The sequence below is a fragment of the Candidatus Sulfurimonas marisnigri genome, assembly GCF_015265475.1.
GTDB lineage: Bacteria > Campylobacterota > Campylobacteria > Campylobacterales > Sulfurimonadaceae > Sulfurimonas > Sulfurimonas marisnigri.
The window spans coordinates 960,140-983,359 of the sequence record NZ_CP054493.1 but is presented as its reverse complement, the minus strand read 5'-3'; the positions used below and the strand labels follow the sequence as shown (position 1 = coordinate 983,359).

At 32.9% G+C, this 23,220-nt stretch carries 26 protein-coding genes; 7 read left to right on the top strand and 19 right to left on the bottom strand.

The window, feature by feature from the left end; translation table 11 throughout:
- Nucleotides 1-27: 27 nt before the first annotated feature.
- Together HUE87_RS05020 and HUE87_RS05015 are read left to right on the top strand one after the other, a co-directional pair.
- Nucleotides 28-384, top strand: a complete 357-nt coding sequence (locus HUE87_RS05020; RefSeq protein ID WP_194367632.1) for a histidine triad nucleotide-binding protein — start codon at nt 28-30, stop codon at nt 382-384.
- A 3-nt stretch (nt 385-387) separates the two neighbouring features.
- Nucleotides 388-1,575: a transglycosylase SLT domain-containing protein gene (locus HUE87_RS05015; protein ID WP_194367631.1), complete on the top strand. Its 1,188-nt coding sequence runs from the start codon at nt 388-390 to the stop codon at nt 1,573-1,575.
- Nucleotides 1,576-1,797: 222 nt separating this feature from the next.
- Here the strand turns inward: HUE87_RS05015 and HUE87_RS05010 are convergent, their stop codons facing one another.
- The 12 genes from HUE87_RS05010 to HUE87_RS04955 all read right to left on the bottom strand — a co-directional run bounded on the left by HUE87_RS05010 (nt 1,798) and on the right by HUE87_RS04955 (nt 12,480).
- Nucleotides 1,798-2,262: an OsmC family protein gene (locus HUE87_RS05010; RefSeq protein ID WP_194367630.1), complete on the bottom strand. Its 465-nt coding sequence runs from the start codon at nt 2,260-2,262 to the stop codon at nt 1,798-1,800.
- 6 nt (nt 2,263-2,268) lie between these two features.
- The gene (argH, locus tag HUE87_RS05005) at nt 2,269-3,648 is read right to left on the bottom strand and encodes an argininosuccinate lyase (protein WP_194367629.1); all 1,380 of its coding nucleotides are present in this window, start codon (nt 3,646-3,648) and stop codon (nt 2,269-2,271) included.
- A gap of 174 nt (nt 3,649-3,822) precedes the next feature.
- Nucleotides 3,823-4,164 (bottom strand): cytochrome C, encoded by a 342-nt coding sequence (locus HUE87_RS05000; protein WP_194367628.1) that lies wholly within the window; start codon nt 4,162-4,164, stop codon nt 3,823-3,825.
- Nucleotides 4,165-4,261: 97 nt separating this feature from the next.
- Nucleotides 4,262-6,076: a menaquinone biosynthesis decarboxylase gene (locus HUE87_RS04995; RefSeq protein WP_194367627.1), complete on the bottom strand. Its 1,815-nt coding sequence runs from the start codon at nt 6,074-6,076 to the stop codon at nt 4,262-4,264.
- Between the two features lie 39 nt (nt 6,077-6,115).
- Entirely contained in the window at nt 6,116-7,075 is a 960-nt protein-coding gene (gene hemC / locus HUE87_RS04990) for a hydroxymethylbilane synthase (protein WP_194367626.1), read from the bottom strand.
- Nucleotides 7,076-7,897 carry a thioredoxin domain-containing protein gene (locus HUE87_RS04985; protein ID WP_229855229.1) on the bottom strand — a complete coding sequence of 274 codons (822 nt, stop codon included), beginning with the start codon at nt 7,895-7,897 and terminating at the stop codon, nt 7,076-7,078.
- Complete coding sequence (locus HUE87_RS04980; RefSeq protein WP_194367624.1) at nt 7,860-8,288, bottom strand: FxsA family protein; 429 nt, start codon at nt 8,286-8,288, stop codon at nt 7,860-7,862. Before HUE87_RS04980 ends, HUE87_RS04985 begins: the two co-directional genes overlap by 38 nt.
- Before the next feature lies 1 nt (nt 8,289).
- Nucleotides 8,290-9,594, bottom strand: a complete 1,305-nt coding sequence (gene proS, locus HUE87_RS04975) for a proline--tRNA ligase (RefSeq protein WP_194367623.1) — start codon at nt 9,592-9,594, stop codon at nt 8,290-8,292.
- Complete coding sequence (hemA, locus tag HUE87_RS04970; protein WP_194367622.1) at nt 9,581-10,885, bottom strand: glutamyl-tRNA reductase; 1,305 nt, start codon at nt 10,883-10,885, stop codon at nt 9,581-9,583. The genes proS and hemA overlap by 14 nt, the downstream gene beginning before the upstream one ends.
- Nucleotides 10,885-11,772 (bottom strand): polyprenyl synthetase family protein, encoded by an 888-nt coding sequence (locus HUE87_RS04965; RefSeq protein WP_194367621.1) that lies wholly within the window; start codon nt 11,770-11,772, stop codon nt 10,885-10,887. The genes hemA and HUE87_RS04965 overlap by 1 nt, the downstream gene beginning before the upstream one ends.
- Nucleotides 11,773-11,781: 9 nt before the next feature.
- On the bottom strand, nt 11,782-12,198 hold the full coding sequence (locus tag HUE87_RS04960) for a hypothetical protein (RefSeq protein WP_194367620.1): 417 nt from the start codon (nt 12,196-12,198) through the stop codon (nt 11,782-11,784).
- Nucleotides 12,199-12,480: a DUF2018 family protein gene (locus HUE87_RS04955; RefSeq protein WP_194367619.1), complete on the bottom strand. Its 282-nt coding sequence runs from the start codon at nt 12,478-12,480 to the stop codon at nt 12,199-12,201.
- Nucleotides 12,481-12,578: 98 nt separating this feature from the next.
- Between HUE87_RS04955 and HUE87_RS04950 the strand changes: the two genes are divergently transcribed.
- Nucleotides 12,579-13,721 (top strand): FAD-dependent oxidoreductase, encoded by a 1,143-nt coding sequence (locus tag HUE87_RS04950; RefSeq protein ID WP_194367618.1) that lies wholly within the window; start codon nt 12,579-12,581, stop codon nt 13,719-13,721.
- 44 nt (nt 13,722-13,765) lie between these two features.
- On the opposite strand, the gene argB is transcribed toward HUE87_RS04950, so the two are convergent.
- The 4 genes from argB to HUE87_RS04930 are packed head-to-tail and all read right to left on the bottom strand — an operon-like array spanning nt 13,766 to nt 17,475.
- Nucleotides 13,766-14,617, bottom strand: a complete 852-nt coding sequence (gene argB / locus HUE87_RS04945; protein WP_194367617.1) for an acetylglutamate kinase — start codon at nt 14,615-14,617, stop codon at nt 13,766-13,768.
- A complete protein-coding gene (locus tag HUE87_RS04940; protein ID WP_194367616.1) occupies nt 14,601-15,524 on the bottom strand; it encodes a tetraacyldisaccharide 4'-kinase in 924 nt (307 codons plus the stop codon). The genes argB and HUE87_RS04940 overlap by 17 nt, the downstream gene beginning before the upstream one ends.
- A gap of 11 nt (nt 15,525-15,535) precedes the next feature.
- A complete protein-coding gene (locus HUE87_RS04935; RefSeq protein ID WP_194367615.1) occupies nt 15,536-16,657 on the bottom strand; it encodes a DegT/DnrJ/EryC1/StrS family aminotransferase in 1,122 nt (373 codons plus the stop codon).
- An 11-nt stretch (nt 16,658-16,668) separates the two neighbouring features.
- On the bottom strand, nt 16,669-17,475 hold the full coding sequence (locus HUE87_RS04930; RefSeq protein ID WP_194367614.1) for an NAD+ synthase: 807 nt from the start codon (nt 17,473-17,475) through the stop codon (nt 16,669-16,671).
- Between the two features lie 116 nt (nt 17,476-17,591).
- On the opposite strand from HUE87_RS04930, the gene HUE87_RS04925 reads away from it, so the two are divergent.
- Nucleotides 17,592-18,185 (top strand): MBL fold metallo-hydrolase, encoded by a 594-nt coding sequence (locus HUE87_RS04925; RefSeq protein ID WP_194367613.1) that lies wholly within the window; start codon nt 17,592-17,594, stop codon nt 18,183-18,185.
- Nucleotides 18,185-18,781: a class I SAM-dependent DNA methyltransferase gene (locus tag HUE87_RS04920; RefSeq protein WP_194367612.1), complete on the top strand. Its 597-nt coding sequence runs from the start codon at nt 18,185-18,187 to the stop codon at nt 18,779-18,781. Before HUE87_RS04925 ends, HUE87_RS04920 begins: the two co-directional genes overlap by 1 nt.
- A 33-nt stretch (nt 18,782-18,814) precedes the next feature.
- On the opposite strand, the gene HUE87_RS04915 is transcribed toward HUE87_RS04920, so the two are convergent.
- Together HUE87_RS04915 and cmoB are read right to left on the bottom strand one after the other, a co-directional pair.
- Nucleotides 18,815-19,306: a PaaI family thioesterase gene (locus HUE87_RS04915; RefSeq protein ID WP_229855228.1), complete on the bottom strand. Its 492-nt coding sequence runs from the start codon at nt 19,304-19,306 to the stop codon at nt 18,815-18,817.
- Nucleotides 19,303-20,193, bottom strand: a complete 891-nt coding sequence (cmoB, locus tag HUE87_RS04910; protein WP_194367611.1) for a tRNA 5-methoxyuridine(34)/uridine 5-oxyacetic acid(34) synthase CmoB — start codon at nt 20,191-20,193, stop codon at nt 19,303-19,305. Before cmoB ends, HUE87_RS04915 begins: the two co-directional genes overlap by 4 nt.
- A 116-nt stretch (nt 20,194-20,309) precedes the next feature.
- On the opposite strand from cmoB, the gene HUE87_RS04905 reads away from it, so the two are divergent.
- Nucleotides 20,310-21,203, top strand: a complete 894-nt coding sequence (locus HUE87_RS04905; RefSeq protein WP_194367610.1) for a cation diffusion facilitator family transporter — start codon at nt 20,310-20,312, stop codon at nt 21,201-21,203.
- 65 nt (nt 21,204-21,268) lie between these two features.
- Complete coding sequence (locus HUE87_RS04900; protein WP_194367609.1) at nt 21,269-21,625, top strand: hypothetical protein; 357 nt, start codon at nt 21,269-21,271, stop codon at nt 21,623-21,625.
- 24 nt (nt 21,626-21,649) lie between these two features.
- On the opposite strand, the gene rny is transcribed toward HUE87_RS04900, so the two are convergent.
- Nucleotides 21,650-23,218, bottom strand: a complete 1,569-nt coding sequence (gene rny, locus HUE87_RS04895; RefSeq protein WP_194367608.1) for a ribonuclease Y — start codon at nt 23,216-23,218, stop codon at nt 21,650-21,652.
- Between the last annotated feature and the right edge of the window lie 2 nt (nt 23,219-23,220).

Sequence of the window (23,220 nt, the reverse complement as noted above, 5' to 3'; positions counted from 1 at the left end):
TTACAATAAATAAAAAAAGGAAACGATATGTGTTTGTTTTGCAAAATAATAAATAGAGAAATACCATCAAATATAATTGCGGAGAATGATGAATTTCTTGCATTTCATGATATTAATCCAAAAGCTCCTATACATATTTTAGCAATACCAAAACTACATGTAGACAGTTTTAATGATACGTCTCCTCAAATGATGGCAAAGATGACATCGTTTATTCATGATGTAACAAAAGAAGTGAATATTGAAACTAGTGGTTACAGAGTTATAACAAATATTGGTGATAATGGGGGACAAGAGGTCAAACATCTCCATTTTCATATACTTGGTGGGGCAAAACTAAAGTGGGGTCATTTAAGTGATGTTGACCCAAAAGGTCTAATTTAACTAATGATTAAAAAAATAATCATCAGCTTATCATGTGCGACAATTATTTTTGCTCAAAGTGCAGACGAGTTTCAAAAACAGCAGATGCAAAATTTTGCAAATGAAAAAACTGAGTTTAATGATTATAAAAAAAACCTTGAACAAGAGTTTGAGAACTATCAAAAAACATATCTAAAAGAATATAATAGTTATAAAAAAGAACTGAGCAACTACTGGGATAATCCTGAAATGTCGACCAAAAAGAGTTGGATTTCATACACCAAAGATAAAAAAACCAGAACAAATGTAAACTTTGAAGAAGAGACGATTGTTGTGCAAACTATAGCAAACTCCCAAAAAGAAGCTAATGAAAATCTTCAGATAGCATTGGCAAAAGTAATTACTGTAGATACTAAGACTGTTCAGGAAAATGACCCTCTAGAGATTAGACTCTCAAAAATAAGAACACCATCTTCTATTGTAATTAGCGAAGTAAAATCTGAACCTATTTTGTCAACTGTTATATTTAACAAAACTCCAACAAGAGAAGATGTAGCAAGTTATGTAAAAAAGACTATAGAGAGTAATAAAGTAAAGTCGATTAACTCAAATAAAATCAAACACTCAAAAGTTTACACGCTAAAGGTTAAAATGCCTAAAGATGCAATGATTAAAAGGTCAAAACTCTACTATAATGAAGTAAAAAAACAAGCTAAAGTACAGGAACTCCCTGTACCTTTGGTTTTTGCTATTATGCACTCTGAAAGCAGTTTCAATCCAAGAGCGAGATCGCATATACCTGCATATGGACTAATGCAGATTGTTCCAAAGTCTGCAGGAATTGACACTTACCAATATTTATATAAAAAGAAAAAGCTTGTATCTGGCACTTATTTATACAATAGCAAAAACAATATCACAATGGGAAGCGGATACTTACATATACTCTATTATAAATATTTAAAAGAAATAAAAAATAATGACAGCCGCCTCTACTGCACAATAGCTGCATATAATACCGGAGCCGGTAATATTGCATGGGCATTTACTAAAACTCATAATATGAATAAAGCAGCACCTGTAATCAATACTTTAACACCTGAACAGGTATATAATAGACTGATTAAAGATCTAAGATATGATGAACCAAAAGAGTATTTAAAAAAAGTTTCAAAAAGAATGAGTGCTTATCATAAAATATATGGTCTATAAAGAATACTTATATAATCATAGAGACTAAAAAAAGCCTCTGTAATTTTCTCCCCACTCTCTTTTATTGTTTAATAAATATGTCAATTCATAAGCCATAATCAATAAAGCTCCACTAGCTAATAATACTGTTGCTATCTCCAACATGATAGACTCCTTATATATTTTTTATATAATAGAGTATAAAATCATATAGTGTGAATAATATGTCAAATTGTCATATTATCATGATGGGCAAGCTTCTATTTCACCCATATCTATTTTTACTCCGCTACCTGAAATCATATTTTCATTTTCGCGAATTAACTTTGAATTGTGAGTAATAGAGTATGATATACGGACTGAGTCTCTAATAGTATTGATTGTTGAACAATATGTCTCCAACGAAGCCATAACCCATCTAGCAGCCATAGTATCATCTGCATCAGAGTCAAAACTAAAATTTAAAAATAGTTCATTAAATTTTTTTGGAAAATCTATGTTTCTAACAACATCACCTTCAATTACTAAATTTGAAACTGTTTTATTCTGATTTTTAGAAAGTGAGACTATGTCAGTAGCGCTACATGTAATAATCCCTGCTAAAAAATACTCTAGAGGGGAAACTTCAGGTACATTAATTGTAAAACTGCTGTTTGCGGTTTTAGCTTCAAACTTCATATCTTCTTTATGCGTTATGGTTACTTTCATTATAGTTTAGACTTGTAAGAAAGTTTCAAAATATGCAAGCTGTTCTTTTGTTCTTACAGTTGATGTGCCGCCAGCTGAAGTTCTAGCATTCATTGAGTTTTTTAGTATTAAAAACTCCAGTACATCGTCGCTTATTCTCGAATCTATCTCATGAAGGTATTTAAACTCAATGTCACTTAAATCGATTTTTAACTCTTCACTTTTTGCGACAGCTTTTCCTGTAATAAAGTGTGCTTCACGGAAAGGAATATCACATTTCTCAACCAAATAATCAGCTAAATCTGTAGCCGCCAGGTGCCCTACAGAACACGCACTTTTCATATTGTGAGCTTTTACTTCCATTGTCTTAATTGCTTCTTTTAGAATCTCCAATGATATTTGAGCAGTCTCTACAGAATCAAAAACACCCTCTTTATCCTCTTGCGTATCCTTGTTGTAAGCTAAAGGCAAACCTTTCATTACAGTCAAAAGACCCATCAAAGAGCCATAAACACGACCTGTTTTACCTCGAAGAAGTTCTGGAACATCAGGATTTTTCTTTTGTGGCATAATTGACGATCCTGTAGAGTATTCATCACTTAGCTCAACAAACCCAAACTCATAACTTGACCACATAACAAGCTCTTCACTAAGACGAGAAATATGCATCATCATAGTAGATATATTAAATAAAATCTCTAGCGCAAAATCTCTATCACTTACTGTATCCAAGCAATTTACACTCACACTATCAAACCCTAAAAGCTTTGCAGTCATATCTCTATCTATTTTATGAGGAGTACCTGCAAGCGCTGCACAGCCAAGAGGAGATACATTATTTCTTCTATATGAATCTTCAAATCTCTCTATATCTCGTTTAAACATAGAGAGGTAAGCACCTAAATGAAAAGCAAAGTTAGTTGGCTGAGCATGTTGTAGATGAGTCATGCCTGGTATAAGTGTCTCAGTATGCTTCCGGGCTACAACTAAAACTTCACTCATTAAAAGTTTTAAACCTTCAACGATTTCTAAATTTCTTTTTAATACATAGCGACGAAAATCAACTGCAACTTGATCATTTCTGCTTCTAGCAGTATGAAGTTTTTTTCCAGCATCGCCTATAAGAGCTGTTAACCTTTTCTCAATTCCCATATGTAAATCTTCATCGTGAATATTCCATTCAAATACATCTGACTCTATCTCAACAATTATTTGATTCAATCCATCTGTTATTTGAGTAAGTTCTTCTTTGGTTAGGATATTTTGTTTTGCTAGCATTTGGGCATGAGCTAATGAACCTTCAATGTCTTCTTTATATAGTTTTCTATCAAACATTATTGACGCATTGAACTTATCTAAAAGAGATGAAGCACCTGCCGAAAAACGACCTGACCACATTTTATCCATAATTATATCCTTAAATTTATTTCATACTTATTTCAGTGAAATGTGCATAGTAATAGTGCCATTTAGTTATTTAAAAGTCTGGTATTTTAGCGAAATTAATTGATTTTACAAAATAAAAAAAGCAGAAACAAAGATAGAGTCTATCTCTATCTAAAATATATATCGTAGAGTCTATTAATCACAAGCAGGTACATTTCCACTGTCTTTTGCATATTCAACTAAAAAATGTTGCAAATGTTTAACCTTTTTCTTATACTTTCTATTAGTAAAATATTTTATAGATTTTTTAGCTTTCTTGTCTTTACTACTCAAATGAATTTGTGCTAAATTTTTACCTTTCTTAGCCATCAACCTTTTCCATTCTCTTTTTTTCTTAGTAGAAACAAATGCCTGTCCACCCTTATGACACTTTACACATTTTTTCACAAACTCTCTTTGACCTTTATACACAGCCGCACTAGAAGTGAGCGACGTTAAAACAAATATAGACAGCAGAAAAAAGAAAAACTTATTCATATATGAACCTCAAAATTTAATAATATTCAATATTACATTACTATTAATTATATTAACCTTATATACAACACAAATAAGTGTTATTTGATATTAGTAGTTATAATTGAAACTTTTTATACGTTTTATCGTCTAAATCCCAGACACCTTTTTCCTTCAATAACTCCACAACACTTGGTGTGCATTCAACATCGTCTGGCCACACTCTGCTAAATCCGTCTAGTATATTTTTATTAGTTCCATCTACACCAACCATCAATCCAGATATAAAAATATCTCTAAGTGCATCAATATTATTTGAAACTCTCCAAATTAACATGTAAGAGTTAAATATATCATTTTTTTCATCATCAACAAAAACAACAATTCTAATATTTGTACTCAAACCTACAAGAGCATTAAAGTACTCTTTGGCATTTTTTGTTTTATTTACTGATATTACAGTAATAGGATTTTTTGTTCTTCTCATAAATTGATGGAGATTAACAGCATCAGGAATTACTTCTTTTACCATTTTCAATAATTCTTCATCACCTAAAAGTTGTGGGGCATCCACTCTGTTTGCAGCTGTAGCATCAATACCTAGTTTTCCACCAACAAGTGTTTCAGGGGAAGAGTGATCAAGTGCATCTAAAATTCCCTCAGATATGAAAAGCGATTTTGGTGTAAACCTATCTAATATATATGATGTTAATGCTTCATAATTCTCTAACTTTGGAGCATTCTCATCCAAAAAAACTGCATGTTTAACAAAACTCATCTGTCCTGCACCCCAAAAAGCGTGCATAAACTGTTTAGCATGACCTTTATACTGTGGTTGCATTTTTGCCAAAATCAGATTATGAAAGCCTGCATTTTCAGGCATATGATAATCGACTAAAGCAGGGACAGTAGTCTTTAAAAGTGGGAAAAATATCTTGCCGGTTGCCCAACCCATATATTTATCTTCTAAAGGTGGCTTACCAACAACTGTTGCTAAAAATATCTTGTCTTTTTTAGTTGTAATTGCAGAAACTTCCATAACTGGATACGGCTCTTCTAGCGTATAATAACCAGTATGATCACCAAATGGACCCTCTATTTTAAGCTCTTGTGTATCTACCCAGCCCTCTATCACATAATCAACATCAGCAGGTATATAGAGCGGAGTTGTTATAGATTTAACAAGCTTTGCTGGAGTTTTAGTAATAAGACCATACATAAGTAACTCATTAACACCATACGGAAGAGGAGCGGTAGCGCACCAAGTATAGAGTGGATTACCACCAATAGCGATACTAACAGGCATTTTTTTGCCAGCTTTTTGATACTGATCAAAAAAATGAGAAGAATCTTTGTGAATTTGCCAGTGCATACCTAAATGGTTTTTATCATAAACTTGAAGTCTATACATTCCAAGATTTACCATATCGCCATCTAAACTTTGTGTGTAAACTTGCCCCATAGTAATAAAAGGACCGCCGTCTTGTTCCCAAGTTGTTAGTACTGGAATTTTGTAAAGATCTATATCATCTTCTAAATACTTAACTTTCTGACAAGCACCCTCGCCCTTTAAACGCTTTGGAAAAATATTTTTAAGTGAAAACAGCTCACTTGCCATTGACATTTTATCCATAAAACTAGATGGTGGTTTCATATGGAGAAGTTTGGTTATCTCATCAGCTACAGACTCAATAGTTCTGCCAAAAAGTAGCTCACAGCGTCTATAAGAACCAAAAACATTCATAAATACAGGCTCTTCAAATTTTGCACCGCTTTTTTTATCTACAACATTTGTAAAAAGAAGGGCTTTACCGCCATCCTTTTTCTTTACCTCTGCATACGCAATATGAGGAATCTCAAGATATATATCTAGCTCAGCGTCAATAATTTTCAGTTCATCGTTTTTTTTTAAAAGTTCTATCGTTTTTTTCATAATTTTTCTTTATTTTTATTTATTTTATTCATTAATTGTTTATAATCTTTGTGGCATTTCATCTTTAAATGCTGTTTGCTCTGCTTTTTTCAATAGTTCTAGTGCGCCATTATCTATCATTTTTTTTGCCATCTCAAAACCCAGATTTTTGGATTCATCTACATGTAACACTACTTTTTCATTCATAATATTTGTTCCATTAGGAAAACCAAGCATAACTCTAAAAGTTATTTCGTCTTTGTTCTTTACCGCGTTACATGCAACAGGTGCTGAACACCCTGCTCCAATTTTACTTATAAAATCTCTCTCTATTTTTGTACAAATAAGAGTGTCTTCATCATTTAGGCTCATAGCTATCTCACGGATTTTATCATCTCCACAGACTATCTCAATTCCAAGAGCTGCTTGACCCATAGGAGGTATCATCATATCTAGTGAGAGTTTTTGTGTATATGGAATATCTTTAAGTAAATCTAGTCTATTAAGTCCAATCCAGGCTAATATAATCGCATCATATTGACCTTCACTTAGTTTTCTAAGTCTTGTATTTACATTACCTCTTAAATCTTTTACTTTTAAGTCTGGTCGTTGTTGTAAAAGCTGCATTCTTCTTCTTAGGCTTGTCGTTCCAACTACTGCACCTTGGGGTAATTTCTCAAGAGATTCATACTTGTGTGATAAAAACACATCACTTTGATCTTGTCTTTGAGTAACAGCAACCAGCTCTAACCCTTGAGGTATATATGTTGGAACATCTTTTAGACTGTGTACAGCTATATCTGCATTACCTGCTAGCATCTCATCTTCAAGCTCTTTTGTAAAATGACCTTTACCACCAATCAAAGCTAGTGGCTTATCTAAAACTTTATCCCCATTACTGACAATTTTATTTAACTCAACTGTTATCTCTGGATAAGATGCTTCTATTCTATCTTTTATATGATACGCTTGCCAAAGTGCTAAATCAGATACTCTTGTTGCTATTGTTAGTTTTTCCATCTATTTGGCTTCTTTATATTTGTTTTTAGTTCTATCCATATCACCATCAAAAAATATTGTTGGTGTTCCTCTAACCATTACTAAATCTGCCACTTTCAAGTCATGTTCAATATGTTTTTTTACTTCACTAGTAGCTAAATCATGTGCCTTGATATTTGAGCCCATAGTCTTATTAAATGCTTTTAGTATATTGTCTATCGACTTTTCTCTAGCATTAACTTCAACTTTGTAAAGGTTAAGAACAACATTCTTTCTACCTTTAAGTTCAAGAGCAACAGCCGCTTTAACCAACTCTACAGCTGCTGGATGAAGTGATGGAAGTGGAAAATGGTAATAATATATTGCAAACTTTTTTGGATATTTTTTCATATAGTTTATTGCTTCTGGAACATAGTTTCTGCAAAACGGACACAGTGGGTCTGAAAAAATAACTACCTTATGCTTAGCATTGCTATTTCCATAAATCAAATTCTCTTTACTATAGTACTCGTCTTTGAATGGTAATGAAACTAAGTCGCCAATGTTACTACTGCTTTTAATATCATATAACTCTTTTGTTATTACATCACCGTCAGAAAACCAAACCATCTTTTGAGAAACTTTTCGTTTATCTTTTTTAACAACAGCTTCTAACTCAACAAAATATGCTGTCCAATTTTTTTTCTCTTTTACAGTAACTTCATTTCTAACTTTAACGTTTACGGACTCTATACTTGGGTTATTGGCAAAATTCTTCTTTAAAAAATCTTCAACTTTTTCACTCGAAGAAGCTGCCTCCAATACACTACTTAGTAGAACTGTTATCGCTAATAATTTCAACATCGATGACATCTATATCCTTTTTTATATTTTTAGTTTTAAAATTTGTTTTACAGTTTCCTGATTTTACATTATAACGATTAACAGCCATGGTAGTAAAAGCACTAAACTGTAATAATATGCCAAATATATCTGTTAAAAAACCAGGTATAATTAGTAAAATACCACCAAGTATTGTGAAAAGATTTAGTCGTTGAAACTGCTCCAAATCTATACAGCTATAAGATACAGCCGTCATGTTCTCTGTTAATGTTTTTCTAAAATTTATTAATATTGATATTCCAAAAAAAGCACTTAACATTATCTCTAAAAATGTTGCCAAACCACCAATATATGATGAGATATTTACTGATACAAGTACTTCTAAAAATAGATATACTACAAAGTAAATCATCTTAGATTAACTCCATAATATTTTTATAAATATCACCTATCTTAACTGAAGTTTTTTCTTTTGATTTTCTATCATATATTTGAACAAGTCCATTCTCTAACTCTTTTCCTATAATTACAGTGTATGGAAAACCAATAAGTTCAGCATCTTTCATTTTAAAGCCAAATCTATCTTTTCTATCATCAAGCATAACTTCAACATTTTCACCTAAAAGTTTTAAGTACAACTCTTCTCCCAGTGTACTTTGTGCCTCATCTTTAATATTAGAAATCATAATATTAACCATATATGGAGCTGTTTCTTTAGTCCAAACACAACCGTATTCATCATGATTTTGCTCTATTACAGCGGCAACAAGTCTGCTAACACCTATACCAAAAGTGGCCATCTCAAAAGGTTTTGGTTTGCCATTTTCATCACTAAAGTTTGCTTCTAAAGCGCTCGAGTATTTAGTGCCCAATTGAAAAATATGTCCAACTTCAATTCCTTTTTTAAAACTAAGATCAGAACCACATGTACATCTTTCATCCAGTTGTTTTGTTTGTAACTCTTCATAAGATTTCTCATTTAAAGCATCAACCTCTTCTTCACTCTCAAATATAGTTTCTATATTTGCTCCATAATCACAACTTTTACATACAACGATAGTATCTTCTCCACTATCTGCTAAAACATGAAACTCTTTACTTCCAGTTCCACCAATAGCTCCACTATCAGCCTCAACTACTCTAAAGTCAAGTCCAAGTCTAGTAAAAATCTTTTTATAAGTTGATTCCATTAAATCAAATTCCCTAACCATATCCTCTGTTGAAGCATGAAATGAATATCCATCTTTCATCAAAAATTCACGACCTCGTAAGAGTCCATATCTTGGTCTTGCTTCATCACGAAACTTAGTATTGATTTGATATAAATTTAAAGGCAAGTCTTTATAGCTAGTTACTCTATTTTTAACTAACTCTACCATAGCCTCTTCATTTGTAGGGCTTAATACAAAGTCATTTTGATGCCTATCAGAGATACGAAGCATCTCTTTTCCCATTGTATCAGAGCGACCACTTCTATCCCATAAACTGATTGGTGTTATAAAACTAAGTTGTACTTCATTGCAGCCGGCGTTGTCCAACTCTTCTTTTACAACAGTTCTTATCTTTTCTAATACAATTTTTCCTAATGGCATAAAGTTATAAAGTCCGGCACCTTGCTGATTTATAAAACCGCCTCGCACTAAAAACTGGTGTGACGGTAAGGTTGCATCAGAAGGAGCCTCTTTTGTTGTTGGTATAAACGCTCTACTTCTTCTCATTTATCTTTCCTTTAACAAAAAATTCACAGGCATGACCATTTGGAGCATCGCAACTATGCTTTTTCATACTAGAGAGCATTGCGCCAGCCATTGTATCTGACTTTGACTCGTCAGAATTATTTCTCATCTTATATGTCATATCATGCAAAAATCTTTTTATTACCTGTTCCCCCATTTTACGAACTTGATCAGAATACTCTTTTGGGATATAGCCGCTGTTAATCACTCTGTCACTCTCCGCATTAGCAGCTTCAAAAGCTTTACTGTATATCTCTTTTATAATTGGTTCGACATCAAGAGTATCTAGTAGTTCAAAGAACTCAACAGTACTCCTTCCAACAATACCATGGGCCATTCTTGCGCTATCTTCTCTAGCACTCATATTTTCATCAACAATATTTTTTAAATCGTCTATAACATATAAATTAATGCGTTCATCTTTATGGCAACTGATATCACGAGGCAATGCCATATCAAACCAATATCTATCAAAGTCACAAGGTTTTATTAGCTCATCTGTAATAATAGCTTTAGGTGCTGATGTTGCAGTAAATAAAATTTCAAACTCATTTACAGCAATAGGCAATTCGCTATAGTCTAAAACTTTAGTGCCATTAGCTTCTGCAAAAGCATCCGCATGTTCTTTTGTTCTATTCATAACATAAACATCTGCGCCACTTGAGAGCAAGTGCTTAGCAGTTATCTCTGACATCTCTCCTACACCAATTATTAGTGCTTTTTTGCCATCTATCTCTTTCAAAACAGACTTTAGAAGTGAGACTGCCACACTTGCAATGGAAACCGGCTTAGAAGATATATCTGTTATGTTTCTAACTTTTGCTGCACACTTAAAAGCATGATGAACTGCGCGCGCAAGTTTTTTGCCACCAAAGTTATGGTCTCCTGCATATCTAAATGCATCTTTTATCTGCCCTGCAATCTGTGTCTCACCAACTACAATAGAGTCAAGAGAAGAGGCAACTGCAAATAGATGATGTATAGCACTACTGTCATCAAAAACATCGGCACGCCCCTCAAGCTCATCTACACTTATTTCTGAGTGTTCACTAAGCATTGCAAAGACATGTTCTGTAGCTAACCTCACATCATTACAGCTAGAAAACACTTCCATTCTATTACATGTAGATATAAGCATAACTTCATTTATTGCTTCATGATTATGTAGCTTTGTTAAGCATGCGTTTAAATGATATTGATCAGAGTAAGATAATTTTTCTCTAATCTCCATAGTTGAATTTTTATGTGAAAAACTTATATTCAGATAGTGCATTAGTAACTTCTTTTTATCATAGTTTGTAATATTGAGACTAATTCAGAGTCATCTTTCATAGCATTCATAGCTTCATTTGAAAGTTTTGCAGCTAGTTCAAATGATTTTTCTATTGTTTTATGCTCATTCATCTTCATTTTGATCCAAGAACTATCTTCCTCGTTCAAAGGTTGTGCATGAAGAGATACTAATCTTTTTTTATCTTCTTCATTTAAGAGCTTATACAAATATATATACGGTAGTGTGCATTTACCCTCAACATAATCATTCATAGCCGGTTTACCAAGAGTCTCTTCATCTGCTGTAATGTCTAAAATATCATCAATAATCTGAAAAGAGAGTCCAAGGTTTCTTCCATAAAGTGCATGAGAAGTAGAATCTTTACCAACCAAAATTGCACTAGCTTCAGCTGCAGCCTCGATTAAAGTAGCAGTTTTAAGATACAACATGTCAAGATATTTATCTTCATTATAGTTAAACTCATCTGCCATCTTAACATCCATCATCTCACCCTTAGAAAGAGCAGTAACAGAAGATGCTATTACTCTAGCAACATCTTTGTCAAATGAAACTAATTCAGTAAAGGCTTTTGAGTATAGAATATCCCCAAGCATAACAGCCGTTTTACTACCATCTGTAGCATTAACAGATGGCATTCCACGTCTAAGGTTAGCTTCATCAATAACATCATCATGTAACAAGCTAGCAGCATGAATAAGCTCTACAATAGCAGCCAAAAGAGGAGCTTCAGGAGAACTACTTGCAATTTTTAGAATCAACTTTGCTCGAAGTCTTTTCCCACCAGACAACATCTCAAAAAGACGAGTAACTTCATCATAATCTATCTCTTTAATCAATCTTGCTATTTCGTCTTCTACTCTTTGCATTAGCTCTCTTTAATTATTTTTTAAATACTTCAACTCAATACTTCCACTACCATCAGACAGGAGAAGTTCAAACTTTGCTTCTCCTGTGTCATGGTTAAACTCTTTAAATCTAACTAACACATATGGCTCAGTAAAAAAACCAGACCCCCTAGGCTTCAAAATAAGTCTAAAACTTTTGTTTTGATTCCTTAAATAAAGTACATTTTGAGCTACAATTGTGTCGTATGACCTCAAAATCACAAGTCCACCATTTTTATAAAGTGTCCATCTAAATTCAAAAAGCTTCTCTTTGTCGTCGTATTTTACAAGAATTTTCTTTTGCTCATCCTTTTTCAAGGATATTTCTTTAATTTCTTTAAACTCATTAGCAAAAATTAAACCAAAACTAAACAGTAAAAAAGTGAAAACTTTTAAAAAATGCTTCAATTATTCACTTTTTGAAAGTATTTCACCCATTAGCTCTATATATAGGCTTTTTGTTTTATTTTCAACTAAATCACTATTTTCGATTTTAAACATATCTATTTTTTTGTCAAAATCATCACCAAAATGTTCATTTATAAATAACTCCATCAAAGCTCTTCTTTTAATAAAATTAGCCAAGTCAAATCTTACAACATCATTATTAGCATTAAATATTACATCCATCAACTTACTTTCAGGTGAACCCATAAAAATATCATCTTCATCTTCAAACATTCCGTACATCAATACTTCCTATATTTTATATTTTATATATTATATCATCACTATAACAATAATGGCTTAACACCTGTTATTAAGCCTTATTTTCATATAATCGCACAATGAAAACATATGACTTTATAATTATTGGAGCCGGAAGTGCAGGATGTAACATATCTTATGCCCTGCAAAAAAGTGCTAAAAAAATAGCTGTTATTGATAGAAAAGGGATAGCACGGGGGGCAAGTGGAGCGGCAGGGGCATTCTTATCTCCTCTTCCTGGTAAAGAGAACCTTTACAATAATTTTGTAAATAGTGCCCTAGAGTTCTCTATAGATTTTTATGAAAAGTTAATTCCTGAAGCCGTGAATAAAAAAGGTGTTTTAAGGGTTCCTAATGATAATTTTGAGCTTAATAAACTAAAAGACAATGCTCTCTCATATGGGTATTATGACAACAAAAAATTACAAGACATATCGAAAAACTTCAAAGAAATAGATGGGTATTACTATGAAAATGCGGCTGTTATAAACCCTCTAACAGTCTGCACTAAACTGCTTGAAAACTGTGATTTATACATAAAAGATATCAAGAAATTAACCTTTGAAGACGGTTTTTACAATATAGACGACATTAGAGCAAAAAATATAATTTTAGCTCAAGGCGGAAGTAGCTCTTTAGTAAAAGTTCCATACATGGCAATAACACATGTATTTGGCCTTAAAATTGATGTAAAGACTACAACCAAAATCCCTTTTAATATTCATAAATCAATATCTGTCTCAACAAATAAAAATGATGGAACTGTGGCTATTGGTGCAACTCAGATAAGACACTTTGCAACAAATGAGATAGAGTGTTACACTACATGTGATGAGTGCGGCTTTTATGTAGACAGTGAAAAAGATCAAATAGATTCTCTGTTGACTCAAGCAAATGAATTAATCAAATTAGAAAACCTAGAAGTCGTAAAAATATTCAAAGGGGCACGCGCAACTATAAAAAGTTTTTTTCCTGTAATAGGAAAAGCTATTGATTATAAAAGCTCCGTAGAAAAACACCCATCTATAAAAAATGGTACAAAAATCCCATTTGATGCACTAGAGTACTATCCAAATATACATGTAATAAATGCTCTTGGTTCCAGAGGCTTTGTATTTGGTCCATACTTAGCAAAAATTTTAAGTGAAAACTTATTAAACGATGTAGAAATTCCAAAAGAAATCTCTACTCAGAAACTTTTTTATAAAATGGCTAGAAAATAATAAAACTGAAATTTATAAAATCCATAGCCACTCTTAAAAAAGAATTATTTAACTATTTGAGTACCAACACCCTCTGAAGTAAAGAGTTCTAGCAACAATGAATGCTCTATTCTTCCATCAATAATATGTGCTTTTTCCACTCCACCCTCAATAGCTTCAAGACAGGCATCAACCTTTGGCACCATGCCACCATGTATAGTCCCGTCTGCTTTAAGAGCTTCTATTTCATCTTTGGTAAGTGTACTTAAAAGTTCTTTATCATTGTTTAACACTCCAGCAGTATCAGTTAAAAATATTATTTTATTTGCACCAATTGCTTTTGCTACATATGAAGCACACAAGTCTGCATTAATGTTAAACCCAGGATGTCCCATCTCTTCACCAGCTGCTATAGGTGCAATAACTGGAATAAACTTTTCTGCAATTAAGTTAGAAACTACTTCAGACTTTACATCTGTAATATTTCCAGTAAGTCCCCATTTAGTAAAATCTTTTGCTTTTGCAGTAATAAAGTGAGCATCTTTACCGCTAATTCCAATAGCTTTTGCTCCATGAGAATTTAATAGAGAAACAATCTCTTTATTTATCTCACCACTCAAAACCATCTCTACAATTCTCATAATCTCTTTGGAAGTAACTCTTTGTCCATCTATAAATTTAGATTCAATCTTTAATGCATCAAGCATCTCATTAATCTGTCTTCCTCCACCATGTATTACAACAGGCTTTATTCCAACCAAATACATAAGTAAAATATCCTGAGCAAATTTCTCTTTTAACTGAGGTGATTCTTGTGCCGAACCACCATACTTTATAACAATAATCTCTTTGTTAAACTGCTTAATAAACGGCAAAGCCTCAAGCAGAGTTTTTACTGTTTCAATCTTTTTTTGCACCATTATTCCTTCTATAATTATCTATAATTGTAAATATTCTTTTATCAACTTCTACATGTAAGTCCAACAACGAAAGTGTCAAATTAAATGACTCTAATTTTACAAAGTCTTTATATGTCACCAAGACCGATTCTGAAGCATCTTTCTTAAGTATCTCTTCTATCTCACTTTTTACAAATGAGTGATGATCTTCAAAGTAGTTTTTGCTAACTACCTGTGGCAAATAATCTTCTAAACGCGATGGTCTTGCTATTGCGGTTACTAATGACATTTTATCATATTTATTTACAAGCTCTACATGACGCTTAAAATCAATTCCATCTCTTACAATAACACTCTCTTTTGAAGTCCAAAGTCTCTCTCTAAAGGGTCCGGATGGCAAACAAAAATTATTACTACTATTAACTTCTATAAGAATGTCCAGTTTTTTTATGTCGTGCTTTGAATAAGCATCATCTAAAAATATAATTTTTGCGCCTAACTCTTTTGCTTTATGTATCCCAGCTTTTCTATCTTCACTTACTATAACTACTGCATGTGGAACTTTATGAGCATATATCATAGCCTCATCACCACTTGTATTTACGTTACAAAGGATATTCTTACCATCACTTACAATAAAAAGACCTACACTATCTCGTCCATATCCACGAAGTACTATCGCTACATCTTTATACTTTAAAGATAGTGCAGTAACTAGTGGTGTTTTTCCACTTCCTCCAACACTAAGGTTTCCAATACTTACAATATCTACACCAAAATCTTCTATCACTTTGCTTTTAAATCTTAAAAACATTACTAAACAGTAAATCCAACTTAGAGGTAATAGTAAAATGGACAGAAGTTTTTGAGTAGAACTTGGGTTGTAAAAGTATTTTTCAACCCAAAAGACTATAGTTTTTTTCAATATTTATCTTTTTAAACTCTTGTAGAAGCAACTAACTTGATTTTGTCTATCACAAATTTAACATCCCTATCTGTCATACTAGGATATATAGGCAACGACATAATTTGCTGATAACTAGTAAGGGCTGTAGGAAAATTATTTATTTTTAGTGAATACTTAGTTTTATAATATGTTAAAAAATGAAGCGGAATATAGTGTAGCCCAACTTCAATACCTTGTTTTTTAAGCTCTAATGCGAATGAATCTCTATTCTTATCTACTTTAATAATATAAAGAGAGTATGGATGCTCCTCACTAATTTGTTTAGGTATAGATATGTGTTCAACTTTCTTAAGAGCATCACTATAGATATTGGCAATCTCTTTCACTCTTTGCAGGTTGTTATCTAGCTCTTTTATCTGCGCTCTAATATACGCAGCATCTAACTGACTCATTGAGTAATCAAACCCAATATCTGTAACATCATAGATATATTCTAAAGAGTCTTCATCTCTAACCATAGCATGTGAACTTAAAAGCTTAGCTCTATTTATAATATCCTCAGAGTTGCAAACGAGCATACCGCCATTACAAACATCTTTTTTTAGGTGAGAAGAGAAGTTAAAACAAGTAATATCTGCACCAGTTGAGCCTATTTTATTACCATTATATGTTGCGCCTAAAGCTTCGCTCGCATCTTCAACAATTTTTACATCGTAAATTTTAGCCATATTGTAAAGTCTATCTAAATCTACACATTGACCAGCAACATGCGTGACTATTACAGCCTTTAGTTTTTTAGACTGATTATCTTGCAGATAAGCTTCAAGTTTGTCAAGATTAATATTATATGTATCAGCATCTATATCTATAAAAGTAGGTTCTGCATCAAAATGACGAACTACTTCAGGAACATTAGGATGCGTATTTACAGAACACACTATTTTATCACCACGCTTAAGGTCTAAAGCCAACATCGCTAAGTGAAGCGCAGAAGTACCATGCGACGTTGCTAATGCATAGTCTGCTCCAATATAAGATATGAAATCATTCTCTAACTCTTCAACCTGATTTAAATCTTCGCCATCTAAAACATCACTCACATTTGAGTGTGCATCTCTACTACTTTCATACTTACAAAATGGTATTTTCATATTCTAATCCTTTATAGTGTTATATCTCTTGGATAGTTAAAATCGTGATTAATAGTTCTTGATGTCAACTTTGCAATAATTGGCATTTTTCTCTTAAAATGGTTACGAAATATTTTCTTTATAATCATATCAAACATATCTTCGTTAAAACCTTGATTTACAATTTCTTCTTTACTTAACCTATCTTCTACATACAGTTTCATGACTTCATCAAGCTGTGCATATGTATATCCTAAATCGTCCTCATCACTCTGCCCATCCCACAAATCTGCAGAAGGAGGCTTTTTAATGATACTTTTTGTAACACCAAGGTACTCTGCTAACTCAAATACTTCACTTTTATATAAATCGCCGATTGGGTTTATAGCACTTGAGAGGTCACCGTAGAGTGTTCCATACCCTAACATTAACTCACTCTTGTTGCTTGTCCCTAAAACTAAAGCGTTTTCTTTAGCTGAAATATCAAAGATGGTTGTCATTCTAAGTCTAGAAGATATATTACCCTTCCTTAGATTATCCATATCTGGATTCAACTCTTCATATGCTTTTAGCATTGGCTCTATTGAGGCAGTTATTACATTAATACCAAAATCACGACAGAGCTCATCAGCATCGTGAAGTGAACTTTTTGAAGAGTATTGCGATGGCATTTTCACACAAAGAAGATCATCTTTAAATACTCTCTGGGCGAGCACTGCTACAACCGCAGAATCAAGTCCGCCACTTAGCCCAAGAACCACTCTATTAAGTCCTGTCTTACGAACTTCATTATCTAAAAAATGTTGCAGATAAATTGTTATCTGCTCATACTTCATCATCATTAACCTTTAATAATCTTTAACAAAAAATATTATATCAAAGTTTGGTAACAACACACTAATTTTATAATTGGTAATTAATCTATTTTTGATACAATTGCCTAAAAAGAGAAATTATGACTATTAAAGTTCAACCAATGGGAGAGTACCAAACAAATTGTTACATCGCGACAGCAGATGGAAAAGATTTTATAATAGACCCAGGAATAGGTGCGACTGGATGGGTTCTAGACAATGTTACAAACCCTGTTGCCATATTAAATACCCACGGACATTTTGACCATGTCTGGAGCAATGATGAGCTTCAAAATAAATTAAACATTCCTCTTTACACTCCAAAAGGAGATGTTATGCTTCTCTCTGACAGTAGTTGGAGACCAGACCTCCCACCATCAGAACCTGATGTTGAAGTTGAACCAAACCAAGAGTTTGATTTTGATGGCGTAAAGGTGAAATTTCGTCATTTTCCTGGGCACTGTCCTGGTTGTTCAACCATAGAGATAGGTGACGCTATGTTTAGCGGTGACTTTATATTTGAGCGCTCAATTGGGCGAACAGATTTTCCATACTCATCACCTGATGATATGAGAGCTTCACTAGAGAGGTTTAAAAAATTAGACTACGACAAAACAATATATCCAGGTCATGGAAATACAACAACGATAAAACAAGAACAACAGTATGCTGATTATTGGATAGGAAACTTATAATGAAAGATCATTTTAGTGAGAAGTCAAAAACTTGGGACGAGGGAACTGTACAAGTTCAAGGTGCAAAAACAATAGCTGACGCAATTAAAAATGACATTGAACTATCTGGAAGTATGGAGATATTGGACTTTGGAGTTGGAACTGGACTACTTGGTTTTGAAATCGCAAAAAGTGTAAAAAAAGTTTATGGTATTGATACATCAGCTTCTATGCTAGAAAAACTTCATAAAAAAAACACTTCAGAATTAAGTATTGACACATACTGTCAAGACATAATAAAAGAACCTCTTAAAAACATATTTGATGGCTTAGTCAGTTCTATGACACTACATCATGTAGAAGATTTAAAAGCTTTTTTTGAAACTATACATAAAAATATAAGTAGTAACGGTTTTATTGCTATAGCCGACTTAGAAGTAGAAGATGGAACTTTCCATTCTGACAACATGGGTGTTTTTCATTTTGGATTTGATGAAGAAAACTTAGTAAAGATAGTGGAGGAATCAGGTTTTAAAAATGTTAAATATAGAAATATAAATACAATAAATAAACCTAATAAAAAATTTGGTGTATTTTTACTAACTGCGGAGAGATAACTATTTACATGTAGAGTTCTACATGTAAAAAAACTAATCTTCTTTTTCAGTATCAAGAAGTTTTAGCTTTAAAACGTGTCTCTCTGTAACAACCGTTTTAAATTCACCCTCAAAAACTTTTATATCTAATACATACCCAGTAACATTTACATTTCTTTTTCTACCCTCTTTGTGACGAACCTTTGCTTTGAAATAAACAACATCACCAAACTTAACGGGAGATAAAAATTGACATTCGCTAGCTACTAATACAACATTTTTTTCATTTACAGCAACCATAGCAGCAAAATCAGCTGCACTAAAAATAAATCCACCATGAACCAGGCCAAGATCATCAGCAACCATTTCAGGTATTGTTACTAACTTAGACTCAACATACCCACTCTCTAGTTTTTCTATTGTCCCATTCAAATCTAAGTTTACTCTTTCGTGAGTATTTATAATAACTTGATTTTCATCTTTGTACTCATTAATATCTAGTTCACTATCTTCATCTATTTCATTGGCTTCTTGCATCTCATTCATCTCTTATCCTTAATAAGTTTAATATATACACGCGCTGGTGCTGGATAACCCTCAACAGTTTTAGAATTATCGTTTTCATCTAAAAAATCTTCTAGCGATTGACCATCAATCCAATGAGTTTTTCTCTGCTCATTTGCATCAGTCTTTGAGGTCTCTAAAACTTCAAAGTCAACAAAACCAGCTCTTAAACACCAGTTTTTTAAAGCTTTAATGGTTGGGACAAAATATATGTTTGGTATCTTTGAATATGATGATTCAGGGCATAGACACATCTCATTATCTCCCTCAATATAAAAAGTATCCAAGATTACTTCACCTTGCTTGTCCAAACCTTTATAAAGCGACTTCAACATTGCAACAGGATCACTTCTATGATAAAGGACGCCTAAACAAAATATAGTGTCAAACTTCTCTTCATAGAATTCTAAATGCTCAACGCCCAAAAGCTCGTAAACTATTTCACTTTTTACAAAATGGTTTATAAAATCAAACTGTGTTTTATACAAAGGAGACGGATCAAAACCGACTAATAACTTTGGCTCGTCCTCTTGCATTCTAAACATATAGTATCCATTGTTGCAACCTATATCGGCAACTCTCTTATCTTTTAAACTAAAATGTTTTCGTAATAGATTATATTTTATATTGCTTTTCCACTCAGAGTCTATATAAGTATCAAAAAGTTCAAACGGACCCTTTCTCCAAGGCATCATAAGTTTTGCAACTTCTTCAATATTTTTTGGAGCTTCACCACTAATTTTAACTGCATCTTTGAGTTCTATATCCCAAGAACCATCTTCTAAATTACTTAATGCTTCACGAAGAGGAGCTATATTCTTCCACGTCATCCATTTTTCTCTTTGTAGCCTTAACTCTTTTAAATCCATAATATTAAATCTCTACCTTATTTTAAAATACTTCTCTCAAATTATTTAAATTCATTTTAATAACTATAATATCTTTATTCTAATATAATTGTACCCTAAAACTAATAGGACACTTAATGAGATTAGAAAAAAAAGCAACAGTAATTTCAACATCTGTAGCAGCACTCCTCGTACTTATGAAAATGACAGTTGGTGTTTTGAGTGGTTCTATCGCTGTTCTAGCATCTGCGATAGACTCTTTACTAGATTTAACTGTTTCACTTTTTAATTATTTTGCTCTACATAATTCAGAGAAAAATCCAGATGACAACTTTAACTTTGGACGAAGTAAAATTGAACCACTTGCTGCAGTGATAGAAGGCACTGTCATATCTTTATCCGCACTTTTCATATTTTATGAAGCACTTGTAAAAATAGCATACCCTAGAGAGATGAACTTTATGACCGAAAGTATCTGGGTAATGTCAGCTTCCATAATTATTACGGCAGTATTGGTTATATTTTTAAACTATGTTGCTAATAAAACAAAGAACATGGTTATTAAAGCAGATGCGCTCCACTATAAAACAGACATATTTTCTAATGGTGCAGTACTTGTTGCACTAGGTCTTATATCAATGACAGGAGAGATGTTAATAGATCCAATACTTGGAATAGGTATCGCTATATATATGATTTACTCAGCTTTTCCTATAATAAAAGAAGGCATTTTAATGCTTCTAGATGCAGCTTTGGTAGAAGAAGATATACAAAGAATAAAAGATGTTTTAGAGAGTGATGTAGCTACAACAGACTATCATTACCTACAAACAAGAGAGTCTGGTTCACACATATACATATCTGTACATGTAGTCTTTAATGTTAGCATTTCACTTTATGATGCACATGTAGTATCAGACAGGCTGGAGCTGAAAATAAAAGAACTTTTTAAAGATAAGAATGTTCATATTATTGTACATATGGATCCGTATGATGATTCAGAGATTAATGATATTGAAGATGCGTATTAGACAGATTAAGTATCTTATCAGAGATACAAAGATATAATTTTAATTAATTTAAAAATGGACTTTATATGAAAAAAATTATTTTAATTTCAGTTTTACTAACTATTTCAAGTTCTGCTTATGCGAAGAAGATACACTACTTTAGTGGCCAAAAAGAGTACTTGCAACAGTGTAGGGTTTGCCATGGTGGTAGTAGTGTTTTTGTGGTAAATTATACAATGAAACAGTGGGAAGACTTTATGGTAAACAATGGTAAAGATATTGGATTAAGACATATAAACAGCAATCAATACAAAGCTATCCAAGCAGAGAAAAAACTTAAACCATATTTTGAAACTGAAAGATATCAAAAAAGACTTCCATATATGAATGTTTTCTTGAAGCGTTTCGCTAAAGATAGCACAAACAGTCCTCTTAAAAAGTAGTCTTTACGACTACTCTAAATAGAACTATCGAGCAAATACAACAGCTCTGCTCTCTCTAATAACATTAACTTTTATTTCACCTGGGTATTGAACTCTTGCCTCTATCTCTTTAGCTATCTCATTTGCCAACAATATAGACTCATCATCATTCACAAGCGAAGCGTTAACTAATACTCTTACTTCTCTTCCGGCATTTATAGCATAAGCTTGACTTACACCTATATGCCCTGAAGCTATCTCTTCTATCTCTGTAACTCTTTTTAGGAAACTCTCTAAAACTTCTCGTCTTGCTCCTGGTCTTGCAGCTGATAGTGCATCTGCTGCACAAACTGCTCCACACTCAATAGAATTTATCTCTTCTTGCCCATGATGAGCATAAATAGCGTTAATAACTACCGTATTCTCGTTGTAGCGGTTACAAATATTTGCACCCAAATCAACATGGTTTCCATCATGATCATGAGTAAGAGCTTTGCCTATATCATGAAGAAGCCCTGCTCTTTTTGCCAGTCTTGAATCTCCACCCATTTCAGCAGCCATTATTCCAGCTAAATGAGCAACTTCAAGAGTATGTGCCAATGCATTTTGCCCATAACTAGCACGATAACGCAGCTTTCCAATTAGTTTTACAAGTTCTGGATGCATAACACCTATATCCATGTCCGCAATAAGGTTTTCACCCTCGGTTAATATAGCAACTTCAAACTCATCACAAACTTTTGTATATATCTCTTCAATACGTGCCGGCTGAATGCGACCATCTTCAATAAGTAGCTCTATTGTTTTAGTGGCAATTGCTCTGCGATAGAGGTTAAAACTACTAACAAGTATAGCATTTGGTGTATCATCAATGATAATATCAACACCTAAAAGAGTCTCTAGGGATTTTATATTTCTACCTTCTTTACCAATTATGCGACCCTTTAATTCATCACTTTCAAGGTGAATCAAATTGGTAAGTCTCTCCGAGGCAAATTCTCCTGCAAATCTACTTGTTGCTTGAGCTAAAATATAATTTGCCTTTTGCTTTGCCTCTTTTTTTGCTTCATTTTCATAACGCCTAACAATATGAGCTATCTCTGCACGAGATTTCTCCTCTACTTTTTCAAGTAAAACAGCCCTAGCTTCATCTTCAGTCATTCCTGCACAATGTTCCATATCATGGAGTGCTTCATCAATCTTTTTTTCATATCTCATTTTTAGTGAGTTTAGAGATTTTTCATTTCTTTGTAAATCAACTTTTCGAGCTTTTAAAGTGGCACTTTCATCATAAAGTCTTTTCTCTTCACTCTGCTTGTACCTTTTAAAGCTATCTTCTTTTCGTATTACATCATCTTCTCTTTGACGAAGATCTTCCTTAGCTCTTGCTTTTGCACTTTCAAACTTTTTATTAGCTTCTATTTCAATCTCTTGAGCTTTTATATTAGACTTGCTTAAAAGTATATGTGCTTCATTTTCAATTGCACTTGCTTTTGCCTTGGCTTTATCGACATAAATATCAAAATTAGCGTTAGTTACTTTTTTAGAAATCAAAAAACCTGCAAGCCCACTAACGGTAGCAATTGAGCCACCTATTAGTATTTCGCTTAACATTT

Bases quoted from the DNA above. Each gene is read 5' to 3' on its own strand.
- hemC (WP_194367626.1), bottom strand. From the start codon at position 7,075: ATGGAAAAACTAACAATAGCAACAAGAGTATCTGATTTAGCACTTTGG.
- HUE87_RS04915 (WP_229855228.1), bottom strand. From the start codon at position 19,306: ATGAATGAGATGCAAGAAGCCAATGAAATAGATGAAGATAGTGAACTA.
- HUE87_RS04935 (WP_194367615.1), bottom strand. From the start codon at position 16,657: ATGAAAATACCATTTTGTAAGTATGAAAGTAGTAGAGATGCACACTCA.
- HUE87_RS04965 (WP_194367621.1), bottom strand. From the start codon at position 11,772: ATGCAAAGAGTAGAAGACGAAATAGCAAGATTGATTAAAGAGATAGAT.
- HUE87_RS04955 (WP_194367619.1), bottom strand. From the start codon at position 12,480: ATGTACGGAATGTTTGAAGATGAAGATGATATTTTTATGGGTTCACCT.
- HUE87_RS04930 (WP_194367614.1), bottom strand. From the start codon at position 17,475: ATGATGAAGTATGAGCAGATAACAATTTATCTGCAACATTTTTTAGAT.
- HUE87_RS04905 (WP_194367610.1), top strand. From the start codon at position 20,310: ATGAGATTAGAAAAAAAAGCAACAGTAATTTCAACATCTGTAGCAGCA.
- HUE87_RS04995 (WP_194367627.1), bottom strand. From the start codon at position 6,076: ATGAAAAAAACGATAGAACTTTTAAAAAAAAACGATGAACTGAAAATT.
- HUE87_RS04980 (WP_194367624.1), bottom strand. From the start codon at position 8,288: ATGATTTACTTTGTAGTATATCTATTTTTAGAAGTACTTGTATCAGTA.
- HUE87_RS04920 (WP_194367612.1), top strand. From the start codon at position 18,185: ATGAAAGATCATTTTAGTGAGAAGTCAAAAACTTGGGACGAGGGAACT.
- cmoB (WP_194367611.1), bottom strand. From the start codon at position 20,193: ATGGATTTAAAAGAGTTAAGGCTACAAAGAGAAAAATGGATGACGTGG.
- proS (WP_194367623.1), bottom strand. From the start codon at position 9,594: ATGAGAAGAAGTAGAGCGTTTATACCAACAACAAAAGAGGCTCCTTCT.
- HUE87_RS04985 (WP_229855229.1), bottom strand. From the start codon at position 7,897: ATGTTGAAATTATTAGCGATAACAGTTCTACTAAGTAGTGTATTGGAG.
- HUE87_RS05010 (WP_194367630.1), bottom strand. From the start codon at position 2,262: ATGAAAGTAACCATAACGCATAAAGAAGATATGAAGTTTGAAGCTAAA.
- rny (WP_194367608.1), bottom strand. From the start codon at position 23,218: ATGTTAAGCGAAATACTAATAGGTGGCTCAATTGCTACCGTTAGTGGG.
- argH (WP_194367629.1), bottom strand. From the start codon at position 3,648: ATGGATAAAATGTGGTCAGGTCGTTTTTCGGCAGGTGCTTCATCTCTT.
- HUE87_RS05020 (WP_194367632.1), top strand. From the start codon at position 28: ATGTGTTTGTTTTGCAAAATAATAAATAGAGAAATACCATCAAATATA.
- HUE87_RS05015 (WP_194367631.1), top strand. From the start codon at position 388: ATGATTAAAAAAATAATCATCAGCTTATCATGTGCGACAATTATTTTT.
- HUE87_RS04900 (WP_194367609.1), top strand. From the start codon at position 21,269: ATGAAAAAAATTATTTTAATTTCAGTTTTACTAACTATTTCAAGTTCT.
- hemA (WP_194367622.1), bottom strand. From the start codon at position 10,885: ATGCACTATCTGAATATAAGTTTTTCACATAAAAATTCAACTATGGAG.
- HUE87_RS04950 (WP_194367618.1), top strand. From the start codon at position 12,579: ATGAAAACATATGACTTTATAATTATTGGAGCCGGAAGTGCAGGATGT.
- HUE87_RS05000 (WP_194367628.1), bottom strand. From the start codon at position 4,164: ATGAATAAGTTTTTCTTTTTTCTGCTGTCTATATTTGTTTTAACGTCG.
- HUE87_RS04925 (WP_194367613.1), top strand. From the start codon at position 17,592: ATGACTATTAAAGTTCAACCAATGGGAGAGTACCAAACAAATTGTTAC.